At 51.1% G+C, this 19,061-nt stretch carries 22 protein-coding genes; 16 read left to right on the top strand and 6 right to left on the bottom strand.

Features of this window, described 5'->3' with window-relative positions; translation table 11 throughout:
- Window positions 1–132: 132 nt before the first annotated feature.
- Complete coding sequence (locus RNAN_RS07070) at window positions 133–534, bottom strand: SUI1 family translation initiation factor (RefSeq protein ID WP_008220228.1); 402 nt, start codon at window positions 532–534, stop codon at window positions 133–135.
- A gap of 148 nt (window positions 535–682) precedes the next feature.
- On the opposite strand from RNAN_RS07070, the gene RNAN_RS07065 reads away from it, so the two are divergent.
- Window positions 683–1,408 carry a GAF domain-containing protein gene (locus tag RNAN_RS07065; protein WP_008220227.1) on the top strand — a complete coding sequence of 242 codons (726 nt, stop codon included), beginning with the start codon at window positions 683–685 and terminating at the stop codon, window positions 1,406–1,408.
- A 38-nt stretch (window positions 1,409–1,446) separates the two neighbouring features.
- The gene (locus RNAN_RS07060; protein ID WP_008220225.1) at window positions 1,447–2,643 is read left to right on the top strand and encodes an amino acid aminotransferase; all 1,197 of its coding nucleotides are present in this window, start codon (window positions 1,447–1,449) and stop codon (window positions 2,641–2,643) included.
- A gap of 42 nt (window positions 2,644–2,685) precedes the next feature.
- On the opposite strand, the gene RNAN_RS07055 is transcribed toward RNAN_RS07060, so the two are convergent.
- Together RNAN_RS07055 and RNAN_RS07050 are read right to left on the bottom strand one after the other, a co-directional pair.
- Entirely contained in the window at window positions 2,686–3,531 is an 846-nt protein-coding gene (locus RNAN_RS07055; RefSeq protein ID WP_008220224.1) for an alpha/beta fold hydrolase, read from the bottom strand.
- A 4-nt stretch (window positions 3,532–3,535) separates the two neighbouring features.
- Window positions 3,536–3,904: a DUF6746 family protein gene (locus tag RNAN_RS07050; RefSeq protein WP_040551850.1), complete on the bottom strand. Its 369-nt coding sequence runs from the start codon at window positions 3,902–3,904 to the stop codon at window positions 3,536–3,538.
- A 429-nt stretch (window positions 3,905–4,333) separates the two neighbouring features.
- Here RNAN_RS07050 and RNAN_RS19225 point away from each other — a divergent pair, with 429 nt between their 5' ends.
- Together RNAN_RS19225 and RNAN_RS07045 are read left to right on the top strand one after the other, a co-directional pair.
- Window positions 4,334–4,486 carry a hypothetical protein gene (locus tag RNAN_RS19225; RefSeq protein WP_008220221.1) on the top strand — a complete coding sequence of 51 codons (153 nt, stop codon included), beginning with the start codon at window positions 4,334–4,336 and terminating at the stop codon, window positions 4,484–4,486.
- A gap of 167 nt (window positions 4,487–4,653) precedes the next feature.
- Window positions 4,654–5,007: a VOC family protein gene (locus RNAN_RS07045; RefSeq protein ID WP_008220219.1), complete on the top strand. Its 354-nt coding sequence runs from the start codon at window positions 4,654–4,656 to the stop codon at window positions 5,005–5,007.
- A gap of 90 nt (window positions 5,008–5,097) precedes the next feature.
- On the opposite strand, the gene RNAN_RS07040 is transcribed toward RNAN_RS07045, so the two are convergent.
- The gene (locus RNAN_RS07040) at window positions 5,098–5,370 is read right to left on the bottom strand and encodes a hypothetical protein (RefSeq protein WP_008220217.1); all 273 of its coding nucleotides are present in this window, start codon (window positions 5,368–5,370) and stop codon (window positions 5,098–5,100) included.
- Window positions 5,371–5,636: 266 nt separating this feature from the next.
- Between RNAN_RS07040 and RNAN_RS07035 the strand changes: the two genes are divergently transcribed.
- A complete protein-coding gene (locus RNAN_RS07035; RefSeq protein WP_008220215.1) occupies window positions 5,637–6,398 on the top strand; it encodes a substrate-binding periplasmic protein in 762 nt (253 codons plus the stop codon).
- A gap of 87 nt (window positions 6,399–6,485) precedes the next feature.
- Here RNAN_RS07035 and ettA read toward each other — a convergent pair whose 3' ends face one another.
- Window positions 6,486–8,147 carry an energy-dependent translational throttle protein EttA gene (gene ettA / locus RNAN_RS07030; RefSeq protein WP_008220213.1) on the bottom strand — a complete coding sequence of 554 codons (1,662 nt, stop codon included), beginning with the start codon at window positions 8,145–8,147 and terminating at the stop codon, window positions 6,486–6,488.
- 157 nt (window positions 8,148–8,304) lie between these two features.
- Here ettA and RNAN_RS07025 point away from each other — a divergent pair, with 157 nt between their 5' ends.
- From RNAN_RS07025 to RNAN_RS07010, 4 genes are all read left to right on the top strand, one after another.
- Window positions 8,305–8,658 (top strand): DUF2750 domain-containing protein, encoded by a 354-nt coding sequence (locus RNAN_RS07025; protein ID WP_008220211.1) that lies wholly within the window; start codon window positions 8,305–8,307, stop codon window positions 8,656–8,658.
- Between the two features lie 133 nt (window positions 8,659–8,791).
- On the top strand, window positions 8,792–9,436 hold the full coding sequence (gene folE / locus RNAN_RS07020; RefSeq protein ID WP_008220207.1) for a GTP cyclohydrolase I FolE: 645 nt from the start codon (window positions 8,792–8,794) through the stop codon (window positions 9,434–9,436).
- Window positions 9,437–9,585: 149 nt separating this feature from the next.
- On the top strand, window positions 9,586–10,419 hold the full coding sequence (locus RNAN_RS07015) for a sterol desaturase family protein (protein WP_008220205.1): 834 nt from the start codon (window positions 9,586–9,588) through the stop codon (window positions 10,417–10,419).
- A 96-nt stretch (window positions 10,420–10,515) separates the two neighbouring features.
- Window positions 10,516–11,334 carry a substrate-binding periplasmic protein gene (locus RNAN_RS07010; protein WP_008220203.1) on the top strand — a complete coding sequence of 273 codons (819 nt, stop codon included), beginning with the start codon at window positions 10,516–10,518 and terminating at the stop codon, window positions 11,332–11,334.
- On the opposite strand, the gene mutH is transcribed toward RNAN_RS07010, so the two are convergent.
- A complete protein-coding gene (gene mutH, locus RNAN_RS07005) occupies window positions 11,331–12,002 on the bottom strand; it encodes a DNA mismatch repair endonuclease MutH (protein WP_008220202.1) in 672 nt (223 codons plus the stop codon). The genes RNAN_RS07010 and mutH overlap by 4 nt on opposite strands.
- A 381-nt stretch (window positions 12,003–12,383) precedes the next feature.
- Between mutH and rppH the strand changes: the two genes are divergently transcribed.
- The 7 genes from rppH to RNAN_RS06965 all read left to right on the top strand — a co-directional run bounded on the left by rppH (window position 12,384) and on the right by RNAN_RS06965 (window position 19,033).
- Window positions 12,384–12,887, top strand: coding sequence for an RNA pyrophosphohydrolase (rppH, locus tag RNAN_RS06995; protein ID WP_008220200.1), 504 nt, complete (start codon window positions 12,384–12,386; stop codon window positions 12,885–12,887).
- 43 nt (window positions 12,888–12,930) lie between these two features.
- Window positions 12,931–15,189: a phosphoenolpyruvate--protein phosphotransferase gene (gene ptsP / locus RNAN_RS06990; protein ID WP_008220198.1), complete on the top strand. Its 2,259-nt coding sequence runs from the start codon at window positions 12,931–12,933 to the stop codon at window positions 15,187–15,189.
- A gap of 62 nt (window positions 15,190–15,251) precedes the next feature.
- A complete protein-coding gene (locus tag RNAN_RS06985) occupies window positions 15,252–16,046 on the top strand; it encodes a sulfite exporter TauE/SafE family protein (RefSeq protein ID WP_008220196.1) in 795 nt (264 codons plus the stop codon).
- Between the two features lie 8 nt (window positions 16,047–16,054).
- The gene (lgt, locus tag RNAN_RS06980) at window positions 16,055–16,885 is read left to right on the top strand and encodes a prolipoprotein diacylglyceryl transferase (protein ID WP_008220194.1); all 831 of its coding nucleotides are present in this window, start codon (window positions 16,055–16,057) and stop codon (window positions 16,883–16,885) included.
- A 2-nt stretch (window positions 16,886–16,887) separates the two neighbouring features.
- Window positions 16,888–17,721: a thymidylate synthase gene (locus RNAN_RS06975; RefSeq protein WP_008220192.1), complete on the top strand. Its 834-nt coding sequence runs from the start codon at window positions 16,888–16,890 to the stop codon at window positions 17,719–17,721.
- 80 nt (window positions 17,722–17,801) lie between these two features.
- Window positions 17,802–18,404 (top strand): FlgO family outer membrane protein, encoded by a 603-nt coding sequence (locus RNAN_RS06970; RefSeq protein WP_008220189.1) that lies wholly within the window; start codon window positions 17,802–17,804, stop codon window positions 18,402–18,404.
- Entirely contained in the window at window positions 18,401–19,033 is a 633-nt protein-coding gene (locus RNAN_RS06965; protein ID WP_008220188.1) for a FlgO family outer membrane protein, read from the top strand. Before RNAN_RS06970 ends, RNAN_RS06965 begins: the two co-directional genes overlap by 4 nt.
- Window positions 19,034–19,061 lie beyond the last annotated feature (28 nt).

Genomic DNA, 19,061 nt, shown 5'->3' with positions numbered 1-19,061 from the left:
TGCTCACGCTAACACGCCGTAAACCCTTCCCTGGGGGCTCGTCTCAGCCCGTCCAGGGCTTCAACGGTTAGCTTAGAGCAATCCGATTCTCTTCTTGTGGTGCGTCAGAGAATAGAGGTTTACTCCAGATAATTAACCGCCGGCCCATTTGGTTTTAAACCCTTCTGCCTTTAAAAACTGCTCTACCAGCTCGCGCTTATCACCCTGTATTTCAATAACGCCGTCTTTTACTGCGCCACCGCAGGCGCATTTTTTCTTAAGCCTCGCTGCTAACTGCACCAGTTCGTCATGGGGTTTGGCAATGCCGCTAATGGTTAGCACCGCTTTGCCACCGCGGCCCTTGGTTTCGCGCCTAATGCGTACAGCACCATCAGAAAAAGCTTCACCGGTAGGCTTTCTTGCTGTGTTGTCTGAGGTAATGCGGCCACTGTCGGTGCTATAAACCAGATTTGCATCGGTTTGCACTGCAGCTGTTTGCCCTTCAGGCTTCATTTGTGCCTGCCAGTCGGCCAGAGAAATTTTATTTGCTGCCATAAAAAGCTCGTTTTACTTTACAGGGCTGTCAGCTTAAACATCCAGCGCAGTTGCGGCAACATTTTCCCGTCATCGCAGGCTGACGGCTTGGATTTTTGTTGGCTTCTGGTAAAATGCGTCACAATTTTTAGAAATCTGGATGGCTATAATGTCTGATGTTTCTGTTGCTGCAGCCGACTATTTGCAGCGCTCTGGTTTGGCGGCGCAATTTACTGATGCGCAATTTACTGATGTGCAAGGTGCTGATGTTATAAGCAAAGTGCAGCAGCATGTGGAAGCGTTACAGGCCTTTATTCAGACGGCAGCAGCGCCACAGTTGCAATGGCAATATAAAGTACCCGAGCTGGGTGAGGGCGGTGCCTGCTCATTATTTGGCCAGCTGTCAGAGCAGCCTTATGATTTAACCGCCATTTTGGGCGGCCAAACGGCGGCTAACCAGCAGGCGCTTACAGCGTTGAGTAAAATAGCCGCCTTTTACCGGCAACAGTCAGGTTTAGACTGGTTTGGTATTTATCAGGCGCGCCCTAATGTAGCCGGCGAGCCGGTGCTGGTAAAGCTGGCCTATTATGGCGCGGCGTCAAGGGCCGAGTTTCCGCTTAACAGCGACTTTGCCAAAATCAGCAATAACAGCACTGTAGGCTTAAGCGGCACAGCTAAAGTGATTAACGATGTGGCGGCCTATTTAGGTACCGGTGGCGAGTACTACACCTGCGATCCTAAGGTGCAGGCGGAAGCCTGTTTGCCTCTGTTTGACCAATCAGGCAAAATAACCGGCATTGTCGATGCAGAAGATTTTAACAAAAATGTCTTTACCACAGATGCATTAGCACTGCTGGTAGCGGTATGTTTAACGGTGCCGGCCTATTTGCCCTAACCGCCTTTTTAATGCAACTTAACCTCAGGTAGAACAATATGTTTGCTCAGTTACAACCGGTGGCCACCGATCCGATTTTAGGCTTGATGGCAGCTTATAAAGAAGATCCAAACCCAAACAAAGTAGACCTTGGCGTTGGGGTGTATAAAGACGAGCAGGGCCACACGGCGGTACTGAAGTGCGTTAAAGAAGCAGAAGCACTGCGTTTAAAGCAGGAAGACAGCAAAACCTATATCGGCATGGCCGGTGATTTAGGCTTTAACGCCCATATTGAAAAACTGGCCTTTGGTGCCAGCCATAAAGTGCTGCTGGCAAACCGGGTGACTACCGCCCATACTCCAGGCGGTACCGGCGCGCTGCGTGTTGCCGCCGAGTTTATTAAAAAAGCCAACCCTAATGCCACCATTTGGGTTACCAACCCAACCTGGGCTAACCACATTTCACTGTTTCAGGCGGCCGGCCTGAAAGTTAAAGAGTACAGCTATTACGATTACAGCACTAAGGGCTTAAACGAAGAGGCGATGTTTGCCGAGCTGGCCACTGTACCTGCCGGTGATGTGGTGCTGGTACATGCCTGCTGTCATAACCCCAGTGGTATGGACTTAACCTTTGCCCAGTGGCAGCGCTTTACCGATCTTGCCAAAGCGCGTGGTTTTACGCCACTGGTTGATATGGCCTATCAGGGCTTTGGCGAAGGGCTGGATGAAGACGCGCGCGGCCTGCGTTATTTGGCCGAGCAGGTCGAAGAGATGATCCTGTGCAGCTCCTGCTCGAAAAACTTTGGCCTGTACCGTGAGCGTATCGGTGCTGTGTCTGTGGTTGCAGCCGATAGCAAAATAGCTGATGTCGCCAAAGTTAACCTGTTAAGCGTGGTACGCAGCATTTATTCAATGCCGCCGGCGCACGGTGCTATTATCGTGGCGAATATTTTAAACAGCCAGGAGCTGACGGCACTGTGGCATCAAGAGCTGGCTGAAATGCGCAACCGCATTAACAGCTACCGCCAGCTGATTATCGATAAACTGGCGGCTGAGGGGGTAACGCAAGATTTCAGCTTTATTACCCGTCAGCACGGTATGTTTAGCTTTTTGGGTATTAATAAAGCACAAATAGACCGGCTGCGCAGCGAGTTCAGCATTTACATGGTCGGCTCCAGCCGGGTCAGTATCGCCGGTTTAAACCACAGCAATATTGATTATTTCGCTAAAGCTGTGGCCACAGTGCTGAAAGATTAATATTGGTGTAACAGCTAAAAACCGCAGTTCGCTGCGGTTTTTTTATGCTAAGAGAAAACGTTGGATATGCTGTGCCACCACCGCAGCCTGTGTCATATGACAATGATGGCCGCCGGTTACGGTCTCAAGCGTCAGCTTAGGATAATAGGCAGCCCAGTGTTGTACCTTGCTGTAAAAAGCGCCGTCCCGGGCAACAATAGCCAATACCGGGCAACTTACTGCCGCTGCCAGTGCCTGACCTTGCTCTGGGGTTAACCGGTACACCGAGCTGTGCCTAAGGCGCATATCGGCACGCCAGTGAAGCCCGTCAGCCGTGGCGACTGTACCGCGCTCTGCCAGTAACAGCGCTTCTGTCAGGCTAAAGTCACTTTGCTTTTGTCTTGCCGTTGCAGCTTCGGTCAGATTAGCGTAACAGGGCTTACGCGCAGTAGCTTTAAGGCGCGAGTTGATACCATCGCGCAGCTGTTTAGCGGCGTTTGCTGCGCTATCGCAGACAAAGCCCAGACTGTCGATCAGTACCAGCTTTTGCACCAGCTCAGGAAAACTGGCCGCCAGCGCAGTGGCCACCATAGCACCCATCGAATGGCCAATAATGGTCAGTTGCTGCCAGCCCTGCTGCTGGCATAGCTGCACCAGATCTTCGACATGATCAAAGAAATAATAACGCGCATCAGCGCTGCGGTGGCTGCTATGGCCATGGCCAGCGAATTCCAATGCCAACAGTGGTGTGTCGTTAAAATGCTGCGCCAGCGGAATAAAGCTGGCGGCATTATCCAGCCAGCCGTGTAAGCACAGTATGGGTTGCATGCCTGGCTGACGGTTACTGAGCGCCGTCAGTGTTAAACAGCCAACGTTAAAGTGCTGGCTGTTGGGCAGGCTGCTTGGCATGGTGTCATTTCACCAGGGTTTGGGCGGCGTTAAGATAGCTATCGCCGCTTTGTTTGGCGGTGGCTGTGTCCATGCGCTCAGAGGCAATATGCACCTGTTCCAGCGTGTCTTTAAGTTTGCCGGTTTCGCTGTGGATCTTCTCCAGCGCCACTTCTAGTGTGTAAGTCAGCTGATGGATTTCAGCCATGGCTTGCGGTGTCAGCTCGGCGCTGAGCAGCACTTTTAATTTGGCATTGTACTCAGTGAAGTTGGCTACGGCTTGCTCCAGCGTGTCGGCCTGTTTGCCTTTAAAGTGATCCGGTCGGTCGTCGGCTGTAGCGGTAAAAGCTAGCACGCAAGCCGTGATGAATAATGCGCTGAACAACGGTTTCATGGTAATGCCTCTAATATGTAAATGAGAATATTTCGCATGTAATTTAACATAGCTGTACCTGCCTGACCAGTGCTGCTGGAAAATTTGTTGCCAGTTGGCTGATGATGCAAAGTTTACTGCTATATTGATTAGCATAGCTAAGTCAAAATTGCTTCTGCCGATGTTGGTTTTTTATTCAGCTAAATGCTGAAACTGGCGCTTAAGTTGGTGTTTAACTGCATAAATTACTACTTATATTGAATTTAAATTATATTGATCATCGTCTTTGCAACATGGCAAGCTTAGCCAGGCTGAATTTAAAATGAATTTAGACCGCCTAATTCATTAGATAAATTAATGCTTTGGTGGCAATTTATCTCGTTCGTGCCAGGTAGAAATAACCGGCATAATGCGCATAGTTTAAACAGTGGTGACAACCCGAGGTGAATTATGAGCGCAGTACAGACAACCGCAACCAAGCATAGCTTAGCCGCAACCCGTACAAACGGCGTCGCCCGCTCATTGATGCTGCGCAAGCTTAACCGGCTGTTGGCCGCGTTTGGCCGGGCTATGCATAGCAGCCACCTGGTGCGTACCAAGTAAGTTCTTACCGAGTAATTTCTTACCGAGTAAGTTCTTATCAAGTAAGTTCTTAGCCGTTTTTCGAAAGGCCACGCGATCCCAACCCGCGTGGCTTTTCTTTTTTGCTGTCTTGTTGTGCTGTATTGCCTGCAGTAGAGTAACGCGGATGACAGAGCAGGAGACGGATCATGCGCCCGCAAGAGCAGATTAATTATATTGAGTTGCCCGCCGCTGATTTGGCCGCAACAAAACAGTTTTACACTGGGGTATTTGGCTGGGTATTTGCCGATTATGGCCCTGATTACATCGCGTTTGCCAATTCAGGTTTAGATGGCGGTTTTTATCGCTCAACCCTGACATCAAAAGTGGCAGCAGGGGCAGCGTTAGTAGTGCTTTACAGCAAAGATTTAGCCGGCTGTGAAAAGCGTATAGTGCAGGCCGGTGGCAACATTGTAAAGCCGGTGTTTAGCTTTCCCGGTGGGCGCCGGTTTCACTTTACTGATCCGCATGGTAACGAGCTGGCGGTATGGTCTGAGCAATAGCCGCCGCAATGGCGTAGTGTGTCGGCAAGCTGGGCTCAGGCACGGCATTAGCCTGAGCAGCTTGTTGCTGTTTAACATCATTGCAGCCTCTTACTGTTTAGCTGTCTGTTCTTTCACTGCCTTTGCCTGAGGTGCGGCTTGCAGCAGTTGTTGCTGCGCCTGCTCGGTGCCGGAGCTGAAAAATAACTCGGCAGCGGTTTTTTCCAGTGCAGCCTGAGCTTGTTGCTTAATGTTAGCGCTAAGCTCTGCCAGCTGCGTACTGAGCGCTTCGGTCAGGTTTTCTGTCAGGCTATTGGCGTGCGCGGGTAAGGCGAAAGCCAGGGTTAACGTAGTGGCCAGAGTCAGTTTAGTCAGTGTGTTCATTTTGCCTATCCTTTTAAGTGGTTGTGGGTTACTACAGCCTGTGTATTTCAAGTGGCGTGCCAGCCTGATAATTTATTTTAAATTATTGATTTATATCTATATTATTCTTTGTTGTACAAAAGAGTTTGTTTTGGATAGTGAAAATGGCTAATTGCATATAGCGAAAAATACTAAAAAATAGCCAATTTAACATGGTGCGCTGGCCCGGGTATTGGCCGTAAAATGGGCTATGCTTTGCACATCAAGGTGTTGAGATAGCGAGTGTTATGCGTAATTTTTGTTGTTTGTTTTGGTTGTTATGCTGCTTGCCCATCCCGGCACAGCCACAGCTTAGAGTGGTAACAGAGTTATCGCCGCCGCATCAAACCTGGCAGGACGGCAAGGTAGCGGGCTTAAGCACCGAGCTGGTGCTGGCAATACTGGCCGAGGCCGGGTTAACTGCTGAAATAGAGATGTTTCCCTGGGCCAGATCGCTGCATCTGGCGCGCAGCCAACCTAATACCTTAATTTATAACCTGGCGCGCACGCCCGAGCGTGAAAATAGCTTCCACTGGATTGGCACTGTTGCTGCGTATCAGCTGGGGTTTGTGGCGTTAAGCCACCGGCAGGATATCCGTATCACACAACTGGATGATGCCAGGCCCTACAGTATAGCAGTGCAGCGTGACGATATATCGGCCGACTTTCTCAGGCAGCAGGGCTTTACGCCCGGGCAGCAACTGGTATTGGCGGCAGATGTTGGTGAGTCATGGCATTTGTTGTTAAACGGCAAGGTCGATTTAGTGATTGACGACCCGATCGCCTTAGTGGATATGGCGGCGGCAGTGGGCTTACCAGACAGCGCTGTACGGTTTGTTTATGCTATCCCGCAGTTATCGCAGCAAACCTGGCTGGCAGCCAATATTCAGACGCCTGACGCGCTGATCCAGCGTTTACAGCAGGCGCATGCCAAAGTGGCCACCACCGAGCAATATCATAACATTATGACCTCGCAGTACCGGCAACAGGCTAAAGCGGCAACCGACTGACTTAAATGCTCACCACCTCCATCCGTGGTGGGTTCAGACTGACAATAAAAAACGCCCGACAGTGCGGGTGTTTTGCGTTGTGGCCGTTTAAATACGTTTGTATTTAATACGGTGCGGTTGTAAGGCATCGGCACCGTAGGTGGCTTTTAACCAGGCTTCATAGTCGGAGTAGTTACCTTCAAAGAAATTAACCTTGCCTTCGTCGCGGTAATCCAGAATATGGGTGGCGATACGGTCGAGGAACCAACGGTCGTGCGAGATCACCATAGCGCAGCCCGGGAAGTCAAGCAGCGCGTTTTCCAGTGCCCGTAAGGTTTCTACGTCCAGATCGTTGGTTGGTTCGTCCAGCAGTAACATATTGCCGCCGGCTTTTAACAGCGCCGCTAAATGCACGCGGTTACGCTCACCGCCAGACAGCTCGCCGATAAACTTCTGCTGATCGTTACCCTTAAAGTTAAAGCGGCCAACATATGCCCGGCTTGGGATCTGGAAGTTACCGATTTGCAGCATGTCCTGGCCGTTGGAGATCTCCTGCCAGACGGTGTTTTTCGGGTTCATCTTGTCGCGGAACTGATCAACACTGGCTATTTGCACGGTTTCACCGACGCTGATCTCACCGGAGTCGGCCTTTTCAGTACCGCTAATCATTTTGAACAGGGTGGATTTACCGGCACCGTTCGGGCCGATAATACCGACAATGGCGCCTTTGGGAATGCTGAAGCTTAAATCGTCAATCAGTACCCGATCGCCAAAGGTTTTACGCAGGTGGTTAACTTCCAGTACTTTATCACCCAGGCGCGGCCCTGGCGGAATAAACAGCTCGTTGGTTTCGTTACGCTTTTGAAATTCCTGGCTTTGCAGCTCTTCAAAACGGGCCATACGTGCCTTGCTCTTGGCATGGCGGCCTTTAGGGTTAGTGCGTACCCACTCCAATTCTTGCTTAATTGAGCGCTGACGGGCATTTTCGGTTTTCTCTTCCTGCGCCAGCCGCGCTTCTTTTTGCTCCAGCCAGCTGGAGTAGTTGCCCTCCCACGGAATACCTTCGCCGCGGTCCAGCTCTAAAATCCAGCCCGCCACGTTGTCAAGGAAGTAACGGTCGTGGGTAATGGCTACTACCGTGCCCGGATAATCGTGCAGGAAACGCTCTAACCAGGCGACAGATTCGGCATCCAGGTGGTTAGTGGGTTCGTCCAGCAGTAACATGTCCGGCCGCTCTAATACCAGACGGCAAATGGCGACCCGGCGGCGCTCACCACCAGATAAATGTTCAATTTTGGCATCCCACGGCGGCAGGCGCAGTGAATCGGCGGCGCGCTCCAGCGTATTGTCCAGGTTGTGGCCATCTTTGGCCTGAATTAACGCCTCAAGCTCACCTTGTTCGCGGGCTAAGGCATCAAAGTCGGCATTTTCGTCGGCGTAAGCGGCGTACACTTCATCTAAACGGGCAAAAGCCTGCTTTACATCGGCTACCGCTTCTTCCACCACCTGTTTTACCGTTTTGTTCGGGTCGAGCTCTGGCTCTTGTGGCAGGTAACCAATTTTGGTACCGGCCAGGGCGCGGGCTTCCCCTTCAAACTCTTTATCGACACCGGCCATAATACGCAGCAAGGTAGATTTACCCGAGCCGTTTAACCCCAGCACACCAATTTTGGCACCAGGAAAGAAAGAGAGCGAAATGTCTTTTAAAATAGTGCGCTTAGGTGGAACCACCTTAGATACGCGATACATCGAGTAGATATACTGGGCCATAAAATCACGCTTATCGTTGCCATTGTAAGTGGGCGTAATTGTACGTTATTTTGCGCCGGCAGGGAAAGCAGGCAGCGGCGGCGCAAGATAAAACTCGCTTTTGGCCGGCGCTTTCTGGTCTAATAGCAGCTGGTAAATTAGCCTGGTAGGTATAAGTATGAGTCAGTTTGCGCAGGATCCGAGTTTTCAACGTTTTGTGGAAGAAGCCAAAACACACGGTGTGGTGTATGTACTGGCTGACGGTGAAGACTTATTGGTGGTCGAGTCGGTCGAGTTTGAAGACACTGACGTGATGCCATTCTGGTCAGATGAAGCTTCGGCCAAAGCCCATTGTTCAGATGAGTGGGCGGTTTACAAACCGGAAGCCATACCACTGGACGTGTTTTGCGAAGGTTGGTTAAAAGAGATGTACGACGATGGCGTATTAATAGGCACCAACTGGGACGAGAGTTTAAACGGCCCTGAGGTGGAGCCGCGTGAGCTGCTTGAAGCGCTGTCTCTGGTGCAGTAAGGTCCCGCCTGTACACAGCTGCCGTTTAGCGCCGCTGTGGTCGTGATATAAATGGCAAAAAAATGACTTTACCCGTAAACTATCGGCTTTAACGGCACGTATTGTTGGTTACACAGCCGGTTTGGATATAGTTATGTTATCACAAGAAGCAATATTGGTACGCAGTGCACTGGAGGCCCAGGGGCTTGAAACGCCTATGCTGGAAAATGGCCTGTCGCGCGATCAAAAATACAGCAAAATCAGTGCGCTGATGACCGAAGTGGTTAGCACCCTGGGGCTGGATTTACAGGATGACAGCCTAAGCGAAACACCGCACCGCATCGCCAAAATGTATGTCGACGAGATTTTTTGCGGGCTGGATTACAAAAACTTCCCCAAGATTGCCTTAATCGACAATAAGATGCAGGTAAAAGAAATGGTGAAGGTAAAAGACATTAGCTTTACCAGCACCTGTGAGCATCATTTTGTCACTATAGATGGCAGTGCTACTGTGGCTTATATTCCGGAAAAACGCATTATTGGCTTGTCGAAAATAAACCGTATTGTGCGGTTTTTTGCGCAGCGGCCTCAGGTGCAGGAGCGGTTAACCCAGCAAATTTTGGTGGCGCTGCAAACCCTGCTGCAAACCAAAAATGTGGCGGTAACCATGGATGCTGTGCACTACTGCGTAAAATCGCGCGGTGTAATGGATGTAAACTCCAAAACCCAAACCACGGCGCTGGGGGGCATTTTTAAAGATGACGGCCGTACCCGCGCTGAGTTTTTAGCCCGCTACTAAATACAAGTATTAGCAACGATAGAAAGGCGCCAGCGGGCGCCTTTTTGCTTGCTTATTGCCACAAGTTGGCTGTGCTGCGGCCAACATAGAGTTTTTGCCGCTATTGCAGTAGTATCAACGGGTATACCGCAAATACTGCAAGGGTAAAGATGATTCCGGTTGAGTTTATTTTGCTGGCGCTGGCGCCGGTGTTTTTAGGTTTTATTGCCTGGGAGTGGTGGCAAACTGCGCGTGCCGGTCACGCCTGGTACCGCTGGCAGGACACACTGGCTAATGCAGTGCTGGCTTTGTTACATCAGGGCAGCGATATGCTGGCGCTGTTGCTGTTAATGCCGTTTTTTCTCTGGTTGCATCAGTTTCGTCTGCTGGAGATTGAATTTAGCGTTACCACTGTGGCGCTGGCGTTTTTATTACAGGATTTTCTTTATTACTGGTTTCATCGCGCGTCGCATCATATCCGCTGGCTGTGGGCCTCGCATGTGGTGCACCACAGCTCGCGGCAAATGAATTTCAGCACTGCACTTAGACAAAGCCTGATGTATCCGTTATCGGGTATGTGGTTGTTCTGGACGCCAATGATCCTGCTGGGCTTTGCCCCGGCAGTGGTGTTTGCTGTCGTTGCTATTAACCTGGCGTTTCAGTTTTTTGTCCATACCCAATCGGTACGCCGGCTGGGGGCGCTGGAGTGGCTGTTTAACACGCCGTCACATCACCGGGTGCATCATGCCTGTAACCCGGCCTACATCGATAAAAACTTTGCCGGTGTGCTGATTATCTGGGACCGGTTGTTCGGCACTTATGTGCCCGAGCGCGATGATGAACCTTGCCGTTACGGCATTACCGAGGATTTTGCCTCCGATAATCCTCTCACTATTACCTTTTATGAGTGGCGCCGTATGCTACAAGACGCATTGACGGCCCGCTCATTACGCCAGCTGGCAGCGAGCCTGTTTGGCGCGCCAAAACGGGCCGGTAACGACTAAAGCAGGGTTAATTTTGCCGGCCGCCGCAGATTAGGCTGCAACCCGGGCTTTTATACACTACGCTTGAGGTAAGCTAATAACGCCTTGAGGTGTAATATGAAAACTTACATGCTGTTGGTCGTTGTAGTATCTGTTATTGTGCTTGGCTGCAAACCGGCTGAGCCGCCACCACCCGTTACTCCGGCGCAAGCTGCCGCCCCGGCAGAAGTCGCTGCGCCAGCTTGTAATCTGACCATGGGCATTGATGCCTGGGAGCCGTATCAATACATGAGTGTTGGCAATACCGTTACCGGACTGGATGTTGAATTAGTGCAGGCTGTCGCCACAGACATGAGTTGCCAGTTAGAGGTGGTGCAGGGCAGCTGGCTGGAGCTGCTAACCTTACTTAAAGAAGGCAATATTGATTTTGTGCTGGGCGCCTCGAAAACGGCTGACCGGGAAGAGTTTGCCTATTTTTCAGAGCCTTACCGGCAAGAGCGCTTTCAGCTTTATGTGCGCCGTGACGATAGCGCTTTAAGCTACGATAGCCTGCAAGCTTTTGTTGCGGCAGGGCATAAAGTCGGGGTGGTGAACGAGTACTTTTATGGCGATGAAGTGGCGGCACTCTATGAAGATGACAGCCTGCGCGACAAATTTGTTGGCGCCATTATTAGTGAGCTAAATATGGCCCGCTTGCTGGATGAGGAAATCGACGGTCTGCTGGAAGACAGCTTCGTCGGTGCATCCATTTTACGCCGTAAGGGCCTGGATAAATACATAGTGCCGCACACCATCAGCCTGGGTAATTCCGATGTATATGTCATGTTCAGTAAAGCCTCAGTTACCGAGCAGCAGGTACAGCAATTTAATACCGGCCTGGCGCGGTTAAAAGCCGACGGCAGTTACGAGCGGATAGTAGAGAAATACCGCCACTAACCCAGTTGAAACTGCCGTGCTAACAGAGCGGCAGTAAAGCTGGCTTTTAAATAAAAGCCCCGCGGCAAGGTTTTAATCGGCTCGCCCTGAGCACCAATCGCATCGGTTAAGGCTTTGCTGTTGGCGGCCTTGGGGCGCAGCTGCAAAATTTTGCCCTGGCTACCCCTGATGTTATCAATGCCACCTAAGGTAATTTGCTCCATCAACTCTTCCCAATCCTGCTGCAGCGCTTGCTGCTGCGCCGCATCGGGCTGCCACAAAAAAGGCGTTGCGATCATCCGCTCTGCTAAAGGAATAGTGCGCTCGGCCAGGATGGGCACCCACAAGACATGCCGCAATTTTTGACACACCCAGGACTGTTGCCAATGTAGGCCAGCCACTCCGGTTAACGCGGCTACACAGACATAGGTGCTTTCCAGTGGTTTGCCATGGCGGTCTATTGGCAGGGTTTTAAGCTCGACGCCCAGTTGCGGGAAATCTGGCAGTGCTTTAGCGCCGGCACTGGCACCCAAAGCCTGCTCTAATAACTGGCCAACCCAGCCTTTATCCTTTTGCAAATTCGCCGGCACCGGCAGCTGCAATTGCGCTGCCAGCTGGCCTAAGGTTAACCCGGCCAATGCCTGGGCACGCTGTTGTAATTCGGTAACCGAAGTGGGTACTAACACCATAATCAGTATCTTCTGGCTGGGTTGGATTACGCTAGCATTTTTTTTCCCAATTGGCTGCTTAAAAACGAAGCAAACTAACTTACGCACAGTAAAAAAAGCAGATTGCAATCAGCGTATTACGATTAAGGCATTGATGTTAAATGTTTTTATTTTTAATGCTTGCCTTGCTGCGCTGCTGCCTTAACAGTTATACAGTGTTTAACCTGTGCTTATAAACAGTTTTACTCACAGAGTCTGTGAAAAAGTGCACATTAATTGTCGATGTTTAATGTTGATTGTGGATAAGTCTGTACAAGGTGTGCTGAAAATACCGTTTGCCGAAGCTTCTACTTTATGAAAGAATCTTTGTCATTAGTGTTTTAAGATCCGCCAGAGGTTTGTGTGATCGATGCCGAAGGGTTTCGCGCCAATGTCGGCATAGTGATTTGTAACCACCAGGGACAGGTGTTTTGGGCAAAACGATATGGTCAGCATTCCTGGCAATATCCACAGGGTGGCATTGACGATGGTGAAACACCAGAGCAAGCCATGTACCGCGAGTTACACGAAGAGGTTGGCCTGACCGCTGCAGACGTGGAAATTATTGCCACGACTAAGCACTGGTTAAGGTATAAGTTACCTAAACGTTTGATCCGCAAAGACAGCAACCCGGTGTGTATTGGCCAGAAGCAAAAGTGGTTTTTGTTGCGGCTGACCTGTGCTGATGAAGATGTAAACTTATTAAAAACCACTCACCCGGAGTTTGATAGCTGGCGCTGGGTCAGCTACTGGTATCCGGTACGGCAGGTGGTTGCGTTTAAGCGCGAAGTTTACCGGAAAGTCATGAAAGAGTTTGCCCCAGTCGCTTTGCCGTTTATCCGCCGTGAAGGGAAAAAGAAAGTTTAGAACAACAGCTTAGGCAATTAGCTAAACTGATAATGAGGCTCTTATGTTAGGCCAGTTAAGGCGAATTGTTCAGGACGTAGCACAAGAGCCAGTGCTGCATAATGCGTTAGCTGGCTTAGTGAGTAGTGTAAAACAGGCACTGGCAACCGAGTGTTGCTCAGTGTATCTGGCTGACTATTCACAGCAGCATTTTATGCTGATGGCCACCGATGGGCTAAACCCTGAAGCTGTCGGTAAAGTCGCCATTGGTTTCTCTGAAGGCCTGATTGGTTGGGTGGGCCAGCGTGAAGAGCCGATTAACCTGGCCAAAGCCCATCTGCACCCCCGTTTTAAAGTCACCCCTGAAGTCAGTGAGGACCGCTTCTCAGCCTTTTTAGGTTGTCCCATTATTCACCACCGTAAAGTGCTGGGGGTATTAACCATTCAGCAAGCGGCCGATCGGGTGTTTAATGAAGATGAAGAATCGTTTTTAGTGACCCTGGGGGCTCAGTTGGCATCAGTGCTGGCTAACGCCGAGATGCGTCAGGCAGCCAGTGAAAGTAGTCCCAGCCAAAACCAGACTGGTCAGCTGCAGGGCTTACCCGGCGCGCCGGGTATTGCCATTGGTGAAGCCGTGGTGCTTGAACCAGCCAATGATTTTAACGCCATCTCATTAAAACGCGCTGATGATGCAGAAAAAGAGCTGGCGCATTTTTACCGCGCGGTCAAGATCACCAAAGCCGAGTTTAACCGTTTAGCGGAGCGGATGAGCGGGCATTTGCCTGCCGATGCGCTGGCCATTTTCGATGTGTACCACCAATTGCTGGATGCGGCCAGTTTAGGCCGCGAAATTGAGCAGCAGATTGCCGAGGGCTGGTGTGCCAAAAGTGCGTTAAAGCGGGTGGTGGAGAAGTTTGCCCGCCAGTTTGATGATATGGACGATGCTTATTTACGTGAGCGCGGTACCGATATCCGCGATCTGGGCCAGCGGGTATTGAACAACTTGCTGGATACTGAACAGCGTAAAATTAAGCTGCCGGAAAAAGTGGTACTGGTGGCCGATAACGTGACGGCGACCATGCTGGCGGAAGTGCCCCGTGAACAGCTGGTGGCGATAGTGTCGTTAAAAGGCTCGGTTAACTCGCATGCGGCTATTATGGCGCGGGCGCTGGGTATCCCAGCTGTGATGGGCGTCAATGAGTTGCCACTGCTGCACTGGCAGGGCCAGCGCTTAATTGTTGATGGCTATCAGGGCCATATTTTGTTGTCGCCGGTTGAGGCCATCTGTCAGGAATATCAGCGGCTTATAAGTGAAGATGCGGCCCTCAGTGCCCGTTATCAGGCTGAAATTGCCTTGCCATCGCAATCAGCCTGTGGTGCTCACTTCAGCCTGATGGTTAACTCAGGCCTGGCAATAGAGCTGGAAACCACCGATCCGAAATATACCGGCGGTGTCGGCCTGTACCGCACCGAGTTTCCATTTATTATGCGTAGCCGCTTTCCCACCGAGCAGGAGCAAATAAGCCTGTACCGGCGTGTGTTGGAAAGCTATCCGGATAAACCGGTGATTATGCGTACGCTGGATGTCGGCGGTGATAAAGCACTGCCGTATTTTAGCATTGTGGAAGAAAACCCGTTTTTGGGCTGGCGTGGTATCCGTTTAACCTTGGATCATCCGGAGATTTTTCTGGTGCAAATCCGTGCCATGTTAAAAGCCAATCTGGCGCTGGATAATCTGCATATTTTACTGCCGATGATTGCCGATTTGGCGGAAGTCGATGAATCGGTACGGCTGATTAAGCAAGCCTGTTTTGAAGTCAGCGACGAGCTGGCGATAGAGATGCCAAAGCCCAAAGTGGGGGTGATGATTGAAGTGCCATCCATCATGTATCAGTTACCTGAGCTGGCACTGAAGGTGGATTTTTGTTCAATCGGCACTAACGACTTAACCCAGTATTTGCTGGCCGTCGATCGCAACAACCCCAGGGTTGCCGGTTTGTATGACGCTATGCATCCGGCGGTACTCAGAGCACTGCATCAGTTGGCACAGCAGGCGCAGGCTCTGCAGTTTCCCATTAGTGTGTGTGGCGAGCTGGCGGGGGAGCCCTCTGGTGTATTGTTGCTGGCGGCGATGGGCTACAACAGTTTTAGTATGAACAGCAGTAACCTGGCGAAAATAAAATGGTTGCTGCGCCGGGTAGAAATGTCTGAGCTGGCACTATTGTTGCCCGAGGTGTTATCGTGCCAGTCTGCGCGTCAGGTACGGTTAACCACGCAGCGCTTTTTAGAGCAAAAACAACTTCTGAGCCAATTACGTGCATAACGGGCTGTCTGGTTTGCCAGCAGCTGTTATACTGCGTGGCCTGAACCTATAACGAGAACTTTGTGCTTAGCATTATCGCTATAACCCTTATTTTAGGTGCCCTGGTTGGCTTTTTGGCCGGTTTGCTGGGTATTGGTGGCGGCCTGGTGGTTGTGCCGGCGCTGGTGATATTACTGCCGCTGTTTAATATAGTGCCCGCAGAGCAAGCCATCTTAATCGCTATTGCCACCTCGCTGGCCTCTATCATTATTACGGCTACTTCGTCGGTATACGCGCATCATCGTTGGGGTAATGTGCCCTGGTCTATTGCCGGAGCGGTTATGTTAGGTGCAGCTATCGGCGCCTGGTGTGTTGGCTATCTGGCGCACCATATCAGCGGGGCTTTACTTAAAGATATTTTTGGCGCCGCTGTGCTGTTGTTGGCGCTGCGTATGTTGGGCTCACGCAGTGCAGTGGGTAAAAGAAGCTTGCCCAAAGGTCCAATACTGGCAGCAGTATCGGCTTTGCTTGGCGGCCTGGCCAGTTTGCTTGGTATTGGCGGCGGCGCGCTCTTTGTGCCGGTGCTGAACTATTTCTCTGTTGATATGCGCCGGGCTATTGGCTGTGCAGCAGCCAGTGGTATTGCCATAGCGGTGTTTGGCACCTTGGGTTATGTTATCGCCGGCTGGCAGCATTATCAGCTGTCCGATGGCTTTATTGGTTACATTTACCTGCCGGCGCTGCTGGGTATAGTGTCTACGTCGGTATTTACCGCGCCTGTTGGCGCTAAGCTGGCGCAGCGTCTGCCAGTGCTGATGATTAAACGGGTATTTGGTGTCTTCCTGTTGCTGGTGGGTGCCAGAATGATTCTAAGTTAAGGGAAATTATGTCTGCTGCTTATATAACCTTTCCACAAATTGACCCGGTGATTTTCTCGCTGGGGCCGGTCAGTTTGCGCTGGTATGGTCTGATGTATCTGATTGCTTTTGCTCTGGCCTGGTTTTTAGCTAACCGGGCGGCGAAAAAGCCCGGCTCTGGTTGGACAGAGCAGCAAGTCAGCGATCTGTTATTTGTCGGTTTTTTAGGCGTAATTTTAGGCGGGCGCCTTGGTTATGTGCTGTTTTATCAGTTTGAGCTGTTTTTAGCTGAGCCTTTGTATTTAGTTAAAATCTGGACCGGTGGCATGTCATTTCATGGCGGCTTGCTGGGAGTGTTGTTGGCGATGGCCTGGTTTGCCAAACGCAATAACAAGGCCTATCTGGTGCTGGGTGATTTTGTGGCGCCGTTAATCCCCTTGGGTCTGGCTGCCGGGCGGCTGGGTAATTTTATTAATGCTGAGCTGTGGGGCCGGCCAACGGATGTGCCCTGGGCAGTGCTGTTTCCCGGCGCCGGGCCTTTGCCGCGCCACCCGTCACAACTGTATGAGTTTGCCCTGGAGGGCATAGTACTGTTTGCATTAATTATGCTGTACCGCCGCTTTAACCCACCGGCTGGCAGCCTGGGCGGGTTATTTTTAGCCGGTTATGGCAGTGCCCGTTTTTTTGTTGAATTTTATCGTGAACCTGATGCCCATCTGGGCCTGTTATCCGCTGGCATGTCGATGGGACAGTGGTTATCGCTGCCAATGATTATTGCCGGTATCGGCCTGATTATTTATGCCAACCTAACCCGGCAGCAGGCCGCTAAGCAAAACAAACAGAACAAACAGAGAGCCTGAGCATGCAGCAATATCTGGATTTAATGCGTCATGTGCTGGAGCATGGCCACAAAAAAACGGACCGCACCGGCACCGGCACCATCAGCGTCTTTGGTTATCAGATGCGCTTTAACCTGCAGCAGGGCTTTCCGCTGGTGACGACGAAAAAGTGCCATATGCGCTCTATTATTCATGAGCTGCTATGGTTTTTAAAAGGTGACACCAATATTGGTTATTTAAAAGACAACGGCGTGTCGATTTGGGATGAGTGGGCCACCGCAGACGGTGACTTAGGCCCGGTGTATGGCGCCCAATGGCGCAGCTGGCAAGCAGCGGATGGCCGCGTGATAGACCAGATAAGCCAGCTTATCAGCGACATTAAACGCACACCGGACTCGCGCCGCTTAATCGTCAGCGCCTGGAACCCGGCACTGCTGCCTGACACCTCAATGTCACCGCGCGACAACGCGGCTTTAGGCAAACAAGCACTGCCACCTTGTCATACGCTGTTCCAGTTTTATGTCAACGATGGCAAATTATCCTGTCAGCTGTACCAGCGCAGCGCCGACATTTTCTTAGGCGTGCCGTTTAACATTGCCAGCTATGCACTGTTAACCCTGATGGTGGCCCAGGTGTGTGACTTAGCGCCTGGTGACTTTGTGCACACCTTTGGCGATGCGCATTTGTATTTAAACCACCTTGAGCAAGTAAATACTCAGTTGGCACGTACACCTTATCCGCTACCACAAATGCAGTTAAATCCGGCGGTAAAAGATATTTTCAGCTTTACCTATGAAGACTTTACCTTGCTGAATTATCAGGCGCACCCGCATATTAAAGCGCCGGTGGCGATATAGCGTCAAAAGGCCAGCATCTGTTTTGGCCTGTATTTTGCAGCTGATTAGCGTTATTAATAGCTTGCACGCAGAGGTTGCATATGAAAGCCATGCTTTGGTTACTGGTGCTGGGGTTACTCAGCGCCTGTACACATCAGGTAAGGCCGGTGGTACAGCAGGCGCCGACAGCGCTTAGCACCTACTCGTTACACCATTACACCACACAGTTATCTGAGCAGTTGTTTATGCAGCTTGAAGCACAGCGCGGCCGTGCCGAAGGTGTGGCCGTAGCGTCGTTTTTGCCGGTGAACAGCCTAAGCCTTACGCACACTGACAGCACTGAGCGGCAATTGGCTAATCAGCTGGCTGAGAATATGCTGGTGCACGCCAGGCAGCACGGCCTTACCGTATACGATTACCGGCTGCGGAATAACGTGTTGTTGACGGCAGATCACGAGCAGGCACTGTCCAGACAACTGGACGCTATAGATCCTGCTTCTGATGCCGATACCCTGCTTACCGGCACTTACACCCAGATGGATGACGGTTGGCTGGTGAATGTGCGGCTTATCCGGCTGCAGAATAAACAGGTGCTTGCTGCTGCCAGCGGTTATGTGCCCGCCAATGTGTTGTGGCCAAAGCAGCAGGTTGATAAGCGCGGCGATACCTTATACCGGCGCAGTAAGTCAGGAGAAATCGAATGAAAATGATCCCTTTGCTATTGGCTGCACTGTTGCTGACAGCCTGTGTCCAGCATTATGCGCCCACCGGCGCTGTAGTAGCATCTGACGAAAACAGCCGCGCTGGTGTGACAGATGCCTTTGCATTGAAGTCACAGCATGCAGCCAATGAACCCTTGCCGCTGCTGACGATTAATGAGTATTCCCGCGTATTAGTGCACGAGCTGATGTCGAATCACCGCTCGGCGCAGGAAGGCGGCATGGTGGGTGTGACTGATTTTGCTTACGTCGACACGGCGCTGGATCAGGGCACTGTGCTGAGTAATCATTTAAGTGAAGCCATTATGTATGATTTACATAAGTTTGGCGTAGCAGTGCTGGATTACAAAGTAACAGACTATATCCGCGTAACGCCCAGTGGCGATTTTGCGCTAAGCCGGGACTTCACTGAGCTAAGCAGCAGCCAGCCGATCCGCTTTGTAGTAACTGGCACCCTTACTGCCCACAAACAAGGTGTACTGGTTAATGCCCGCTTAATACGTATTGACAGTAAGCAGGTGGTAGCAGCGGCGCGCACTTTTGTGCCTCAGCAGGTTGTAACCGCTGTGCTTAGCAATACCGGACATGACAAATTACAATTAAAACAAGGTTAAACCACGCTTGGCTCAAGAACGATCAGCC

Origin of the sequence: Rheinheimera nanhaiensis E407-8, assembly GCF_000296695.1 — a bacterium.
Taxonomy (GTDB): Bacteria; Pseudomonadota; Gammaproteobacteria; order Enterobacterales; family Alteromonadaceae; genus Alishewanella; species Alishewanella nanhaiensis.
The sequence above is the reverse complement of the archived record's forward strand: the minus strand, read 5'-3'. Positions and strand labels throughout refer to the sequence as shown.